The sequence below is a fragment of the Providencia sp. PROV252 genome, from assembly GCF_033676005.1.
Lineage (GTDB): Bacteria > Pseudomonadota > Gammaproteobacteria > Enterobacterales > Enterobacteriaceae > Providencia > Providencia vermicola.
Window position 1 is genome coordinate 2,903,952 of the sequence record NZ_CP096294.1, and the last position, 14,751, is coordinate 2,918,702.

A 14,751-nucleotide genomic window follows, 5' to 3' on the forward strand; every position below is an offset into this window, starting at 1 on the left:
TTTTATTTAATTCATCATATGAATGATTTTTTCTCGCATTTTTTTCCCTTCTTGCGTTAATGCATCATATTTAATGATATGATTATTAATGATATCTTTGCAATCAAGACCTTGGTTGTTTTTTGCCCGCCAATCAGCCCCATTGACTAACAACAATTCAGCAACATCCAAAGCATGACTATTTAAAGCATCATGGAGTGGTGTATTTCCTAAATTATCTTTTATATCAACCATTAAACCATTATCTAACAATATTTTAGACTGCATCACTCGGCCACTTTGAGCCGCTAAATGTAAAATACTTTTTTGCTGGATGAGTTGTGTATTTTTAATGGCTTGCCCATACTGTGAATCGAGTAGAATTTGCATAAACTGCCCATTCATAGCCCGCGCTGATTGATTCGCTAAAAAATCAAGGTCACATGCTTTATTGTGACATTCTAAAAGATTCGAAAACTCAACAACATTGCCTTTTTTAATGGCACTTTTACAACTTTCTTGCCAATTAATTTTTTGTTGCTCTTCGATGATTGGGAACACTTTTAGCGGGAGCTCGACGGCTTTATCATATTCCCCAGTAATCGCATTCCAATTATTCCACGGTTTATGTTTACACATCACCTTAATAATTTTAACCATCGTATGTGCAATAAAACTTCTTGTTAATAACCGGTGTGGTAACCAATTTTTCCAAGAACTCTGTTCGCTATAAGCCATTTTAATACGCGTTCCCAGCGCTGAAGGGATAGGTAAAGTATTTTGTAGAGAATCAAGCCAGTCATATTGCACAGTATAAAATCGTATCAGCCCTTCGTTCGCCATTCGTTCCGCAACATCATAATCAAGCCCGATCTTATTTACCGTATTCCTTGCCAGCCCTGCGGGGCTAAACACAACTGCAGGGCTATGGCTCGCCAATGCGGCAATTGACGCAAGGCCACCACCTAATGAGTGCCCCGTACAAATCAGATTTCCTCTTACTGCATTAAATAAAATATTTGTCAAACCAACAGATTGATAATACTGAGGTTCATACTGCCCTAAGCCTTGACGGATGTTGGCATAAAAATCCACAATATCGTTTGAGCCTGCAAAACAGAGAATATATAAATCATTATATCGGCATATATTGGCTTGAAATCCTGATGTCACATCACCAAGTAACTCCGCATCAATACCTAATGCATTAAGTTGAGTGGTATTTAATCTCTCTACACCTAACATCTGTTGCCAATCTGTATGGTAAGCCCCATACGATAACATGGCTAAAACAAAGTCTTTTTTTTGTGCATCTTGGCCAAAAAAGTGTTCTTTTATCGTATTTTTTGGCCAATGTTCTCTTTCACATAATGAAATATCTAAACTGCGATTTTGTAAATAAATGTCTAAGCCTTCTCTAGCAAGAGAAAGGCCATCCACTGAACTAAGTGTTGGTTGTATTGAAAAAGGCATAAATTCTCCCTAACAAATGCGTATGTTGGAAGAGTATTGGAAGCTAAATAGCGGTGAAGAGAAATAATCAACTTTATTAGAGGTAAATAAAAAGCCATTGATATCAATGGCTTTAGAATTTATTATACTGTACTAGATGTAATAGTGTTTAAACTTTATTACAGGCTTTCAGTGAAAGTACGAGTAATAACATCACGTTGTTGTTCAGGGGTTAATGAGTTAAAACGAACCGCATAACCAGAAACACGGATAGTTAATTGTGGGTATTTTTCTGGGTTTTTCACTGCATCTTCTAACGTTTCACGGCTTAATACGTTAACGTTTAAGTGCTGCCCACCTTCTACACGTACAGTTGGCTTCATTTCCAGTGGTACTTCACGATACTCAAAAGCACCTAATTCATCTTTATCAACGATTTGGCCTTCATTATAATCTGCTTTAGCACAAACACAGCGAGCTTCATTTTTCTCGTTATCCAGTAACCAGAAAGAATTCAGTAATGCTGCATTATCAGTTTTAGTAATTTGAATACCTGTAATCATGTCGACCTCCACGTTCGAACTTGATTGCGCCCGATTTTTTATATCAATCAAAGCTGCATTAACCATCAATCTTATGTAAATTTGCAATTGGATATTTGGTCTAACCAATGTCTATAGGTATTTTATACCAGCTCAATAGGTCACTTTCTTTGATATTTATCAATTATTCCGTATAGCAATTAATCAAACCCATTCAACTTTATGATTTAAATCAATATTCACCATAATGAAATCTTAATTATTTTTATAAACTTTCAAATTAATTTGAAGCGTAATTATAAAGATCAGGGCTTTATCTCTGCCCAACGAACCAGTAAGCTTATTACCATCATTTGGTTCAGTTATAAATTGCGCCAGCCAACATTCATTGTTATGGAAAATTTCATGTCAAATACCATTACATGGCACGACGTCATTGGCCCCGAAAAAGTAAAACCGTATTTTAAAGAAACATTAGCCTATGTCGCGCAACAGCGCCAAGCAGGTAAAATCATCTATCCCCCGCAAGATGATGTTTTTAATGCTTTTCGCTATACCGAACTTGCTGATATTAAAGTCGTTATTTTAGGTCAAGACCCTTACCATGGTCCAGGCCAAGCCCATGGATTGTCTTTTTCAGTTTTACCTGGTATTAAGCCACCACCTTCCCTAGTAAACATGTATAAAGAACTCGAAAAAGACATCGCAGGGTTTACGCGACCATCACATGGTTATCTACTGAGTTGGGCTCAGCAAGGTGTATTACTACTCAATACTGTACTCACTGTTGAACAAGCCCATGCGCATTCTCATGCACATTTAGGATGGGAAACATTTACAGATAAAGTCATTGAAGCAATCAATGAAAATACGGAAGGCGTGGTCTTTTTACTCTGGGGTTCACATGCGCAGAAAAAAGGGAAAATCATTGATACCAAACGCCATTATGTTTTAAAAGCACCTCATCCCTCCCCGCTTTCTGCGCATCGTGGCTTTTTAGGTTGTGGTCATTTTTCACAGACTAATGAAATTTTAGCTCAGCAAGGTAAAGCGCCAATTGACTGGAACCCAGTTATTAACGAATAGCTGCATATTATAGGTAAGCAAAAAAATGGGATACACATGTATCCCATTTAAACAATTATTTCGAAACAATAACCATTGCAGGTCTGAGTAATCGGTTATTTAACGTATACCCTTTTTGCATCACGTTAATCACATGATTAGGTTGGTGGTCAGGTGATTCAATCATTGTCATTGCTTGGTGAACTTCAGGGTTAAATGGCACATTCGCATCCCCCACAGGTTCGATACCAAACTTAGCGACAGCATCTAAGAACGTTTTCAGCGTTAAATCTAGCCCTTCTAACATGGCTTTAGATTGCTCATTATCGCGATCAGCAGCATCGATCGCACGCTCCAAATTATCAATCACAGGTAAAAGTTCATTTGAGAATTTCTCAAGTGCAAATTTATGTGCTTTTTCAATGTCTTGCTCTGTACGGCGACGAATATTTTCGATTTCAGCATGAGCACGTAACATTGCTTCTCGTTCGGTCTTTTGTGAAGCAGCTAATTGCTCTTCAAGCTCAGCAATACGCGCTGCTAACGCTTGTTCGTTTGCTTGTGCATCTTCTACTTGCTGGGAGTTCACTTCTTGCTCTGCTTGAACTTTTTGTGATTCATTTAACTCAGAAGCTTGCTCATCATGCATGTTTTGGTCTTTACTACTCATGAATATCTCCGCGTATTTAGCATTAATCCCATATATGAGAGTATTATGGGGATCTAATACAGGGATTCAAGGGAAGTCATACAATGAGAGGCCAAAAAAGTATGCAAAAGGACAATATTACAGCACATTCTCACTTCAAAACGATAGGCATTGTCGGGCACCCAAGGCATCCTGAAGCGTTAGCAACCCATGAACTGATTTATCACTGGTTAATTTCAAAAAATTACCATGCCATTATCGACAAACAAGTTGCTAAAGACTTGAAGTTAATGAATGCGACAACTGGCACATTAACTGAAATTGGCCAACAAGCCGATTTAGTCATCGTCGTAGGGGGGGACGGTAATATGTTAGGTGCAGCCCGTATATTATCTCGCTATAACAATAAAGTTATTGGTGTGAATCGTGGAAATTTAGGTTTTCTAACTGATCTTGACCCCGATAATGCCTTACAGCAACTTTCACGCGTGCTTGAAGGCGAATATCGTGAAGAACAACGTTTTCTGCTTGAAGCTCAAGTGATCAAGGCTAATCAAAAGGCGCGTAAGAGCAGTGCGATAAATGAAATCGTACTCCACCCTGGGAAAGTCGCTCATATGATTGAGTTTGAAGTTTATATTGATGATAAATTTGCATTCTCACAACGTTCTGATGGGTTAATTATTGCCACACCAACAGGCTCAACAGCCTACTCTCTATCGGCAGGAGGCCCTATTTTAACCCCTAATCTGGATGCCATTGTCTTAGTTCCCATGTTCCCGCACACACTATCTTCTCGTCCTTTAGTCATCAGCAGCGACAGTAGCATACGCTTGAAATTCTTACGTACAAATATTGATTATGAAGTCAGTTGTGATAGCCAAATTATGCTACCAATTCAAGATGGTGAAGAGGTTATTGTAAAACGTAGTAATAAAAATCTAAATTTAGTTCACCCTAAAGATTATAATTACTTCAATACGTTAAGCTCAAAATTAGGGTGGGCAAAAAAAACTTTCTAATTATTTTACTTTGCCTCTTTACTGTATAAAAAAACAGGATAAACTGTATGAAAACACAGGTGTGTATTTTTACAGGAGAGCGCAGATGCTTACTCAATTAACTATCAATAATTTTGCTATCGTTCGTGAATTAGAAATTGATTTTCGTAGCGGTATGACAGCCATCACTGGTGAAACTGGTGCGGGTAAATCTATTGCAATTGATGCGCTTGGCCTGTGTTTAGGTAACCGTGGTGAAGCCAATATGGTTCGTCCTGGTGCTCAACGGGCTGATCTCTGTGCCCGCTTCTCGCTATCTGATGCAAATATGGCCGCAAATTGGTTAGTAGAACACCAACTTGATAACCAAAACGAATGTTTATTACGCCGTACTATTGCCTCTGATGGGCGCTCAAGGGGCTTTATCAATGGCATATCGGTTCCCTTATCTCAACTCAGAGAATTAGGCACCCTATTAATCCAAATTCATGGCCAACATGCTCACCAACTGTTGCTTGATAATATTCATCAAAAATCCCTACTTGATGCCTATGCAAATCAGCAAGAATTGCTTGTACAAATGAAAAAAGCATGGCAATCATGGCATGATTCCTGTCAGCAACTCGCCGTATTTCAAAAGCAAATGCAAGAACGTGAATCACGTCAGCAACTGTTGGATTACCATTTAAAAGAGCTCAATGAGTTTCTTCCTGTCCAAGGTGAATTTGAGGAAATTGACCAAGAATACAAACAAATCGCCAATCATGGTCAATTTTTAACGATTGGGCAAAATACAGCACAAATTTTGTCTGAAGATGATGGTGCCAATGTTATCAGCCTGCTAAACATGGCAAAAAATGAATTAACCGACCTTGTTGCACTAAACCCTAAATTCTCAGGGTTACTTGATATGCTCGAAGAAGCATCAATACAAGTCAGTGAAGTCAGCGATGAAATAAAACATTATTGCGACCAATATGAGCTCGATCCTAATCGCTTGTTTGAACTTGAACAGCGCATTTCTAAGCAAATTAGCTTAGCCCGCAAGCATCGCATTGCTCCCGAGGCTCTACCTGAATTATTTCAACAGCTTTCATCTGAACAAGCGCAAATTGCCAACCAAAACGAAGATTGTGAGGCACTAAACGCGCAAGTCTTTGCTGACCACCAAAAAGCACTCGCTTGCGCAGAACGCTTGCACCATGTTCGTTTACATTATGCACAAGAACTCAGCACACTTATTACAAATAGCATGCACCAATTATCAATGCCTCATGGCTTATTCACTATTGATGTAAAATTTATACCAGAACAACTCCAAATTGATGGCGCTTGTAAAATTGAATTCAATGTTACAACCAATCCAGGGCAGCCACATCAAGCACTAGCAAAAGTCGCTTCAGGTGGCGAACTTTCACGTATAGCTCTTGCTATCCAAGTGATTACTGCGAAAAAAATGGATACACCCGCATTAATTTTCGATGAGGTTGATGTTGGTATTAGTGGCCCTACCGCTGCCATTGTGGGTAAATTATTACGTGAACTCGGCGAATCGACGCAAGTGATGTGTGTAACGCATTTACCACAAGTTGCGGGATGTGGTCATCATCATTTTTATGTGAGCAAAGAAACAAATGGCATTGAAACTGAAACTCACATGCAATTATTAGACAAAAAAGCAAGATTACAAGAACTTGCAAGGCTTCTAGCAGGTTCTGAAGTCACAAAAAATACGTTGGCAAATGCAAAAGAATTGCTTGCGGCGTAATTTTTGACAACTTTTTTGCGCTCATGTGGTCTTAGAGTCGATAAGGAAGGTTTTAAAATGTATCAATGTCGATTATCATTGATGTTCTGACTCCAAAAGGAATGAGATATCCATGCGTTATAAATTGTTAACTGCTGCTGCACTATCACTCGCATTAATGTCTACGGGCTGTTCAATGATGGAACGTCTTGTCTATCACCCAGACATTAACCAAGGTAATTACCTCACAGCGAAAGATGTTGCTAAGATCCAAAAAGGAATGACACAGCAACAGGTCGCTTATACTTTGGGCACACCAATGTTATCCGACCCGTTTGGTACTCAAACCTGGTATTATGTATTCCGTCAAGAGCTGGGGCATGATCCAGTCAAACAAGAAACTCTGACACTTATTTTTGATCGCAATGGTATTCTTACTGACATCAAAAATGAGAAGAACCTTGCAGCTCAGGAATCGATGGAAGCTGCTGAGACTAAAACAGCTGACTAATAATGCATATGCATTGATATAGAACTAAAAATGTAGCTACCTATAACTGGGCCTTGGCAGGTAGTTACGTGTGTTTTTATAAATATCTGATAATGCCTTCTGAGCTATAAAGTCACCGCTGATATAAACAAAAAAACCGAGCAAATAGCTCGGTTTATCAATTAACTGAAGTTTAATTACTTTTCGATTCTTTCGATTTTTCAGCACGCTTACGGCGTAATTCTTTCGGATCTGCAAGCAAAGGGCGATAGATTTCAATCCGCTCCCCATCCTGTACAGTATCAGAAAGTTTTGCAGGACGACTATATATCCCTACTTTATTTTTTTTTAAATCAATATCGTCACGCAGTGAAAGAATACCTGAGGCGATAATTGCCTCTTCTATTGTTACACCTTCAGTAAGCTTTACGGATAGTAAATATTGTTTCTCTGGCAGTGCATACACCACTTCAACATTGATATCAGACACTATAAACATCCTTAGCTCTTAATGTAAAAGCCTGAACCATATTATTAGCAAGTTCTTTAAATATTTTGCCAAATGCTAGTTCTATCAGTTTATTGGTAAATTCAAAATCAAGATGAAACTCAATTTTACAAGCATCCGCACTGAGAGGAATAAACCTCCACCCGCCAGACAACTTACTAAACGGCCCTTCTACTAATTGCATATGTATACATTTGTTGTCTTCAAGCACATTTTTAGTGATGAACGTTTTGCTAATTCCCGCTTTGGATACCTCAACAGAAGCCGTCATTTCCTCAGCACTATGACTGATAATACGACTCCCCACACACCCAGGTAAAAAGCTTGGGTATGAAATTACATCATTTACGAGTTTATACATTTGTTCTGCGCTAAAAGGGACTAACGCAGAGCGACTAATCTGTGGCATATCAATTCCTATCCCTAAAAACTGGGCATATAATAGCACTATTGATTGGTTAAACAAAAAACAAAACCCATACAGGGCAAGAAATGCACAATCAAAAAAATATCAACGCAGAAAGATTTCTTTCGACTCAGCTTACAGTATAATGATTGCACTATGACAAAGAAAAAACCATATAAACCCGGTTCAGCAACAATTGCTATGAACAAGCGTGCTCGCCACGAATATTCTATCGAAGAGGAGTTCGAGGCGGGTTTGTCCCTACAAGGTTGGGAAGTTAAATCACTGCGTGCTGGCAAAGCCAACATCGGTGATAGTTACGTATTACTGAGAGATGGCGAAGCCTATTTATTTGGTGCTAACTTTACGCCTCTTAACGTTGCTTCTACTCATGTTGTTTGTGATCCAACACGTAGCCGTAAACTATTGTTAAACCAACGTGAATTAGACACCCTTTATGGTAAAGTCAACCGTGAAGGTTACACCGTCATCGCACTTTCACTCTATTGGAAAAATGCATGGTGTAAAGTAAAAATCGGTGTTGCAAAGGGTAAAAAAGCCCACGATAAGCGTTCTGATATCAAAGAACGTGAATGGCAACTTGATAAAGCACGTATAATGAAACATTCTAATCGCTAAGTCCTAGCTTTATAGGATAATTTTCTGTTATACTGCGTTCAACAACTTGGGGCTGATTCTGGATTCGACGGGATTTGCGAAACCCAAGGTGCATGCCGAGGGGCGGTTGGCCTCGTAAAAAGCCGCAAAAAAATAGTCGCAAACGACGAAAACTACGCTTTAGCAGCTTAATAACCTGCTTAGAGCCCTCTCTCCCTAGCCTCCGCTCTTAGGACGGGGATCAAGAGAGGTCAAACCCAAAAGAGATCGCGTGAATGCCTTGCCTGGGGTTGCAGCGTTAAATTTAATCAGGATAGTTTGTTGATGGCGTGTCTGTCCGCAGTTGGCAAATGAATTTAAAGACTAGACTAAGCATGTAGTACCGAGGATGTAGAAATTTCGGACGCGGGTTCAACTCCCGCCAGCTCCACCAAATTATCTTCTAAGGACGTCCAAAGAAGACTAAAAAGCCCGCTAATTCAATGAGTTGCGGGCTTTTTTATGTCCTGCGCAGTCTGATGTCACCTAATTAAATCCAATCATCTTAGGCACCTTGATAGGCACCTCGTTAACCTTTATAGTTTTTGAGGTGCCTAAAAACAATGGAACATCAAAAATGGCAAGACAAACCAAACCCTTATCAGCAAAAGAGATCGATGCAGCAAAGCCAAAACAGAGTGATTATGTCCTCTATGATGGCGATGGATTAGAACTATTGGTTAAATCCAATGGCAGCAAGCTGTGGTCATTTCGCTACATTCGCCCTCTCACTAAAAAACGAGCTAAAAAGAGCCTTGGGTCTTACCCTGCCGTCAGTCTTGCTGATGCACGTAGTTACCGCCTTGAAGCAAGAACACTACTCGCTAAGCAGATAGACCCACAAGATCACCATAAAGAGCAAGTCCGTAACAGCTTAGAAGCTAAGGCAAATACCTTTCAACTAGTTGCTGAACGTTGGTGGGAAGTGAAGAAGTCCACCGTAACCGAAGATTATGGTAATGATATCTGGCGTTCACTTGAAAGAGATGTCTTCCCCGCTATTGGTGATATTAGTGTTACCGATATCAAAGCCCATATATTGGTTCAAGCAATACAACCGGTTCAAGCACGAGGTGCATTAGAAACCGTCCGCCGCCTTTGTCAGCGCATTAACGAAGTGATGATCTATGCTCAAAATACTGGCTTAATTGATGCCGTTCCAAGTATCAACATTGGCAAAGCTTTTGAAAAACCCAAGAAAAAGAATATGCCAAGTATTCCTCCTGATCAGCTACCAAAGCTCATGCAGACAATGCGTACAGCTAGTATTAGCCTATCTACTCGATGTCTGTTCATGTGGCAGCTACTCACTATCTCGCGCCCTGCTGAAGCCGCTGAAGCCCGTTGGGATGAAATCAACTTTGATACCAAGGAATGGAAGATACCTGCTGCTAGAATGAAGATGAACCGTGAACATACCGTTCCGTTATCTGAAGCTGCTTTAGCTATTCTAGAGCTAATGAAACCTCTCAGTGGTAATCGTGAGTTTATCTTTCCTAGCCGTATCAAGCCTACCCAACCGATGAACAGCCAAACCGTCAACGCTGCGTTAAAACGCGCTGGATTCGGTGGTGTATTGGTTTCTCATGGCCTACGCTCAATTGCTAGTACCGCACTCAATGAGCAAGGCTTCCCACCCGATGTTATCGAAGCCGCCCTCGCCCACGTTGATAAAAATGAAGTTAGACGCGCTTATAACCGCAGTGATTACTTAGAGCAAAGGCGACCTATGATGCAATGGTGGGCTGATTTTATTGAGGAGGCTGACAGGGGAAGTATTATTGAAGGCGGGATAAGAGGGATATCGCTAGTTGGGTAATTTGTGTGTGCCAGCTAAATTTAGTTGGCACTATAACAGTACGGAGCGATACTCATATCTAGTTGAATTCACAGCTAGAAGTAGATATTAGTTACATCACAACCAATCACACCTACCAGTGCGATCGACAATAGCTATTTTACTCCATCCTTGCTTCTTCAACGCGTCAACTTCCTTTTGGTTTATTTCTCCACTCTTATTTTCGATATAACTCCTTTTCATTGCCAAGCAAAGGAGATGTGAAGGCCGTGTCATAGCAACGTAATGAAGCTTTAATCGCTTTATATCAGAATCAGAAATTTTATTTCTGGGTTTACATTTTATCCATGGAAAAATCATTTTTAAATGATGCGATTTATTGAATGTATCTAATACCAAAGTTGCGGTATGCGTTTCGCCTTTTACAGAATGAATTGAACCTAACTTAATATTCACTTTCCGTCCGTCATTTTCTACAGTATATATATTGTTCCTAGTGCCAATATGGTTTGAAGAAAAATCTTCAGATAGTTGATAACCTAGAAAAGGGTGGTCGCTCTGCGGAGCTACCCCAGATATAGAAGTCACGACATCAATTACAATATCCTTCCATGTGGTACTCCAATCAGCCTCCGAAGGGAAATTTCGGCCAACAGCGAAATAGCTCATAAGGTTGAGGTATTTATCATAATTCGCACGGTCATCCTTTAGCAACTCCAAAATGAATCGATGATTTCTTTGTCTTGGTTTTGGATCGAATAGGGTTGATACCTCTTTAGCAAAGTTAATTATCCCCATAGAAATACGTTCAACTGTAGTGAATGATTCACCTCCAGTTCCATCTGTAGCTAACCTCTCTCCCAACCTATGGCCAGCGTTGACATATTGCAAAAAATTTTTAGGCTTTGGGTCTTTACTCGCGATATCTGGATCATATTTAATGCAGTAATGAGATAAATTGTGGGGTTTGTTTTTTTCAGACCCATCTTTATCTCGGTGTACAGCTCCAACAGCGGTAAAGGTTAGTCGATCCAACAATTCTTGTTCTTCATCAAATACTGAAAGCAGGTAAAGCCCATAGGCTTTTAAAACAGCCCCAGTACTATTTTCGTCAATTAGAAATATAGCGTGTGCTACATCTTTTGATGAACCGACCTTTGGCCCTTGGCCGGTCAAACTCATTTTGCCTACCGATAAAGGAGAAGCTAAATTTGCTATTGATTGATCAAAGCGATGGCTATTTGGGAGGTCATACTTAACTTCATTTGATGGAAATTTATCAGTTTTTGCACTGTTAACCTCACCAGCATGATCGAATATTTCTTGATCACTATCCCCGAATCGTACACGGCAAACCGCGCCATCACCTTCTATAAATGCTCTGTGAAGAATGGATGATTGAGCCTCACTGTTATCTTGAACTTCATCAAGGAATACAAGGGGGAAGCGGCCTCGGATATGTTGTTTCATGGAAGGTGAATAATCCATAAGATCATTTGCCCACATAAACATTTCATCATGTGTATGAATACCGAATTTTCGGATAGATTCTCGACAAGAGTCTGACATGTCCTTATATGATTTCGTATCTACACCCAGTACACCTTTTCCCCAACGCACTTGACCAATAGAAAATTGACTGTTAGTAGCCGTTATCACATCTTTAGGTACAAGAACTTTTTCAGCGTTTTCCCTAGTCCAAGGTTTTAATTTATTCCAACGCCAACTATATGCAAACTCTGAATCAATAACTTTTATGGGAAATCCTTTTGATCTCAACCAAGGGAGAGCCATAAATTCATTAACAAACCCATGTATAGTTCCAATGTAATGTGGATATGACAAAAGCGCCCGGCCGACTTCCGTTCCTCCTAGGCGCTTTTCAATTTCTTCTTTAGCCACATTCGTATGCGATAGAATACACATACCTTGACGTCGATAAGGCCAGTTACGTGCAAGTATCGCCAGCTTTGCAACAAGTAAAGTTGTTTTTCCACTACCGGGGCAAGCCGATACATCCAATGTTTCGCTAAGGGATTTAAGTATTCGCTCTCTTGCACCGCCATCTTTTTCTGGTGAAAAGGCATCATCGGGTAAGCCTAATACTTTCACCACCCAAGTAATATCATCATCCGTAATCTTTGGTAGTTCAACTTTCATGAATCTCACCCCCTGAAGCAATATGAAGATTCGATGTAACATAGTCTATTGCATCAACAACATAGCTCGGAAGCTTAGTCCTTAAATCATATGTTTTTTCACGAGTTATCTTGTCCAAGATAATTCCACAAAAATACTGTGCCGCGATGGACTTTGAAGCTTTAGAGCCTGTGACATACATTGCATAGACTTTACTAGCTAAAACTTCATTCATGTCCCAACTCTTCTCTACAGCAAGTTGCTCTGCGTCTTCCTTTAAGGCTGCGTATTTGGTTTGAGCCTTCTCAAATTTTTCCTTATCAGTAATTTCAGAGTAATTCCCCCCCTCATCCCATATCGCTAGTTGAGCTGCAATGTAGACCTCTTCAGCCAAAGCGTTATTGTTTGAAAATGCTAAGTCATATTCTAGTGTCCACTCATCTGCTACAAAGGACTTAACATTCTGCCCATGGGCCTTGCATTTAATCTTTTCCTTATGTTCATTTAATCCCGTTAATTCAAAATCCCTCTTAGCGCGCCACTTTCTCTCTTCTCCACTCCCTAATGTTGGCCAATCACTATCGTCTTTGATGATCTTAATAATATAGGGACCACAGTTTGGCATAACGTCCAAGTCGGTGACACAAGCAACAGGCGTAGGTTGTATTCCATCTTGATCAGGATTTTTTCTCATAAATATTTTAGCGTATCGCCGCAGTCCAACGCCTCCGACATTGATTATAGAAACTCCATGTTCCGTAAAATCTTTCCCAATGCACTTGGCCAATGTAGGCATCAAAATGTTTTCCGCATCGCCCTCTACAATTATGACACCACGGGCGAAAAATAGATTTGCTTTAGTTACATCTAGAAAACGTGAAAGGAATTTATAATCACTTGAATCAAGCTCAGTTTCACCGTCAGCGGTAGAAAAAGCCTTGCCAGCTCGAATAATAACTAAATTATTAAGATCAACCTCTGATGCTAGATTGGGGCTATGGGTAGTGATTATTATTTGTGGTTTGTTTTCTTTATCTTCTTTTGAATTAACTATTTTCTGAAGATACTGAATTAACCTAAGTTGACGCTGTGCATGTACATGAGCCTCTGGCTCCTCTATTAACAGTAATGGAAAATTATCTTGATTATCGGCTAAAAGTATTAATTCGCATGCAATGAAGAGGATGTTATTTGACCCTAGCCCCATTCTCCCAAGTGTATTATCCACATTTAGAGTTAGCTTTTCTAATAGTTGCCTAAGCCTCTGAGAATCAGAGCCATTCTGACTAACTGATATCGAACTTTTTATTGAGTCGCCATGAAGTTGCAGTTCGTCTAAATGACTATTAACTTTGGATTTCCCATTCTCAATATGCGGGTGATGTTCAATCAGCTTATTGAATAAGTCACCCAGTCCTAGTAACCCCAGCTTTTTAATGTCATCGTAACTAAATGAAGATAGGTCAGTACTTGCCGCATCAAACAACAGGCCTACTTCTGCTCCATCGAGCGAATTTAACACCATCGAAAGCCTAGAGTTACGACCAGAGGAAAGCTCTCGTTCAGCATCACGAAGAGGCCTTAGATATGTAGCTGCAAGTAATAAACGGCAGTTGTTATCCAGATTTGGACCTTCACCATTTTTACCCGAGCGAAAGTCTGTGGAGATATATGGCCTACCAGCCCTAATTCCCATGCGCTTTGCAGTGAGCGTAAGGTGTAGGATAGGTTCATCTCCCTGATTAACTCCATAGGTTAAATATTCTGCGAATCCTGATTTATCGCCGGAGGTTAATTTTTTAAATGTGCCTGATATTTTAATTTCACTTGATTCAGAACTACCTTCACTTGACTTGTGAAAGTCATCATCGCTAAATCGAAGCCATTCTTGATCAGTTGTTCCGAGAAGGAATCTCAGTGCATCAATTACTGTTGTCTTGCCAGAATCATTTTCACCGACAAGCGCTGTTAACCCTTCGCGAAATTTAACTGTAATGCCGTCAGGGCCAAATGATCTAAAATTGGTAATGGTTAACTCAGCTAAATACACGATTATTGTCCTTCGTTGTTAATTACTAGGGGTTCGCTTTGGGTCGACTGCTGATTTTTTCTCAGGCTATCAAACAATTTAAAATTATATCCTTTTTGCTCTATATTGACCGTCAGTTTTTAATATGTACTACGCTGCTCGAATATAAGCTAATACAATTGCAGTTAATCACTTACCCAATTCTTGACTACGGCTCTTACTTAGCCTTACCTCATGCCAACATTTATCCACCTGATTAATTGAGTAATATATTTACCTCAAGCAGGGC

13 protein-coding genes and 1 other RNA gene are annotated in these 14,751 nt (G+C 39.8%); 7 read left to right on the top strand and 7 right to left on the bottom strand.

Annotated features, from left to right (window positions below; translation table 11 throughout):
• Positions 1 to 6: 6 nt before the first annotated feature.
• A complete protein-coding gene (locus M1F05_RS13360) occupies positions 7 to 1,452 on the bottom strand; it encodes an ankyrin repeat domain-containing protein (RefSeq protein WP_206082524.1) in 1,446 nt (481 codons plus the stop codon).
• A gap of 158 nt (positions 1,453 to 1,610) precedes the next feature.
• The gene (gene grcA, locus M1F05_RS13365) at positions 1,611 to 1,994 is read right to left on the bottom strand and encodes an autonomous glycyl radical cofactor GrcA (RefSeq protein WP_206082525.1); all 384 of its coding nucleotides are present in this window, start codon (positions 1,992 to 1,994) and stop codon (positions 1,611 to 1,613) included.
• A 384-nt stretch (positions 1,995 to 2,378) separates the two neighbouring features.
• Here grcA and ung point away from each other — a divergent pair, with 384 nt between their 5' ends.
• On the top strand, positions 2,379 to 3,059 hold the full coding sequence (gene ung / locus M1F05_RS13370; RefSeq protein ID WP_206082526.1) for a uracil-DNA glycosylase: 681 nt from the start codon (positions 2,379 to 2,381) through the stop codon (positions 3,057 to 3,059).
• Positions 3,060 to 3,114: 55 nt separating this feature from the next.
• Here ung and grpE read toward each other — a convergent pair whose 3' ends face one another.
• Positions 3,115 to 3,708: a nucleotide exchange factor GrpE gene (gene grpE / locus M1F05_RS13375; protein ID WP_206082527.1), complete on the bottom strand. Its 594-nt coding sequence runs from the start codon at positions 3,706 to 3,708 to the stop codon at positions 3,115 to 3,117.
• Between the two features lie 101 nt (positions 3,709 to 3,809).
• On the opposite strand from grpE, the gene nadK reads away from it, so the two are divergent.
• The 3 genes from nadK to bamE all read left to right on the top strand — a co-directional run bounded on the left by nadK (position 3,810) and on the right by bamE (position 6,946).
• Complete coding sequence (gene nadK, locus M1F05_RS13380; RefSeq protein ID WP_206083010.1) at positions 3,810 to 4,709, top strand: NAD(+) kinase; 900 nt, start codon at positions 3,810 to 3,812, stop codon at positions 4,707 to 4,709.
• An 85-nt stretch (positions 4,710 to 4,794) separates the two neighbouring features.
• Positions 4,795 to 6,456 carry a DNA repair protein RecN gene (recN, locus tag M1F05_RS13385; protein WP_318825855.1) on the top strand — a complete coding sequence of 554 codons (1,662 nt, stop codon included), beginning with the start codon at positions 4,795 to 4,797 and terminating at the stop codon, positions 6,454 to 6,456.
• A gap of 112 nt (positions 6,457 to 6,568) precedes the next feature.
• Complete coding sequence (gene bamE / locus M1F05_RS13390; RefSeq protein WP_206082529.1) at positions 6,569 to 6,946, top strand: outer membrane protein assembly factor BamE; 378 nt, start codon at positions 6,569 to 6,571, stop codon at positions 6,944 to 6,946.
• Positions 6,947 to 7,118: 172 nt separating this feature from the next.
• On the opposite strand, the gene M1F05_RS13395 is transcribed toward bamE, so the two are convergent.
• Together M1F05_RS13395 and M1F05_RS13400 are read right to left on the bottom strand one after the other, a co-directional pair.
• Positions 7,119 to 7,415: an RnfH family protein gene (locus M1F05_RS13395; RefSeq protein WP_206082530.1), complete on the bottom strand. Its 297-nt coding sequence runs from the start codon at positions 7,413 to 7,415 to the stop codon at positions 7,119 to 7,121.
• The gene (locus M1F05_RS13400; RefSeq protein WP_206082531.1) at positions 7,408 to 7,842 is read right to left on the bottom strand and encodes a type II toxin-antitoxin system RatA family toxin; all 435 of its coding nucleotides are present in this window, start codon (positions 7,840 to 7,842) and stop codon (positions 7,408 to 7,410) included. Before M1F05_RS13400 ends, M1F05_RS13395 begins: the two co-directional genes overlap by 8 nt.
• 153 nt (positions 7,843 to 7,995) lie before the next feature.
• Between M1F05_RS13400 and smpB the strand changes: the two genes are divergently transcribed.
• The 3 genes from smpB to M1F05_RS13415 all read left to right on the top strand — a co-directional run bounded on the left by smpB (position 7,996) and on the right by M1F05_RS13415 (position 10,315).
• Complete coding sequence (smpB, locus tag M1F05_RS13405) at positions 7,996 to 8,478, top strand: SsrA-binding protein SmpB (RefSeq protein WP_206082532.1); 483 nt, start codon at positions 7,996 to 7,998, stop codon at positions 8,476 to 8,478.
• Between the two features lie 48 nt (positions 8,479 to 8,526).
• Positions 8,527 to 8,890, top strand: a transfer-messenger RNA (tmRNA) gene (gene ssrA / locus M1F05_RS13410).
• Positions 8,891 to 9,073: 183 nt separating this feature from the next.
• Complete coding sequence (locus tag M1F05_RS13415) at positions 9,074 to 10,315, top strand: integrase (RefSeq protein ID WP_197268987.1); 1,242 nt, start codon at positions 9,074 to 9,076, stop codon at positions 10,313 to 10,315.
• A gap of 96 nt (positions 10,316 to 10,411) precedes the next feature.
• Here the strand turns inward: M1F05_RS13415 and M1F05_RS13420 are convergent, their stop codons facing one another.
• Positions 10,412 to 12,454, bottom strand: a complete 2,043-nt coding sequence (locus M1F05_RS13420; RefSeq protein WP_048608906.1) for a UvrD-helicase domain-containing protein — start codon at positions 12,452 to 12,454, stop codon at positions 10,412 to 10,414.
• Entirely contained in the window at positions 12,444 to 14,483 is a 2,040-nt protein-coding gene (locus M1F05_RS13425; protein ID WP_048608908.1) for an ATP-dependent nuclease, read from the bottom strand. Before M1F05_RS13425 ends, M1F05_RS13420 begins: the two co-directional genes overlap by 11 nt.
• Positions 14,484 to 14,751 lie beyond the last annotated feature (268 nt).

Coding starts and splice junctions, on each gene's coding strand:
- M1F05_RS13360 (WP_206082524.1), bottom strand. CDS start 1,452: ATGCCTTTTTCAATACAACCAACACTTAGTTCAGTGGATGGCCTTTCT.
- grcA (WP_206082525.1), bottom strand. CDS start 1,994: ATGATTACAGGTATTCAAATTACTAAAACTGATAATGCAGCATTACTG.
- ung (WP_206082526.1), top strand. CDS start 2,379: ATGTCAAATACCATTACATGGCACGACGTCATTGGCCCCGAAAAAGTA.
- grpE (WP_206082527.1), bottom strand. CDS start 3,708: ATGAGTAGTAAAGACCAAAACATGCATGATGAGCAAGCTTCTGAGTTA.
- nadK (WP_206083010.1), top strand. CDS start 3,810: ATGCAAAAGGACAATATTACAGCACATTCTCACTTCAAAACGATAGGC.
- recN (WP_318825855.1), top strand. CDS start 4,795: ATGCTTACTCAATTAACTATCAATAATTTTGCTATCGTTCGTGAATTA.
- bamE (WP_206082529.1), top strand. CDS start 6,569: ATGCGTTATAAATTGTTAACTGCTGCTGCACTATCACTCGCATTAATG.
- M1F05_RS13400 (WP_206082531.1), bottom strand. CDS start 7,842: ATGCCACAGATTAGTCGCTCTGCGTTAGTCCCTTTTAGCGCAGAACAA.
- smpB (WP_206082532.1), top strand. CDS start 7,996: ATGACAAAGAAAAAACCATATAAACCCGGTTCAGCAACAATTGCTATG.
- M1F05_RS13415 (WP_197268987.1), top strand. CDS start 9,074: ATGGCAAGACAAACCAAACCCTTATCAGCAAAAGAGATCGATGCAGCA.
- M1F05_RS13420 (WP_048608906.1), bottom strand. CDS start 12,454: ATGAAAGTTGAACTACCAAAGATTACGGATGATGATATTACTTGGGTG.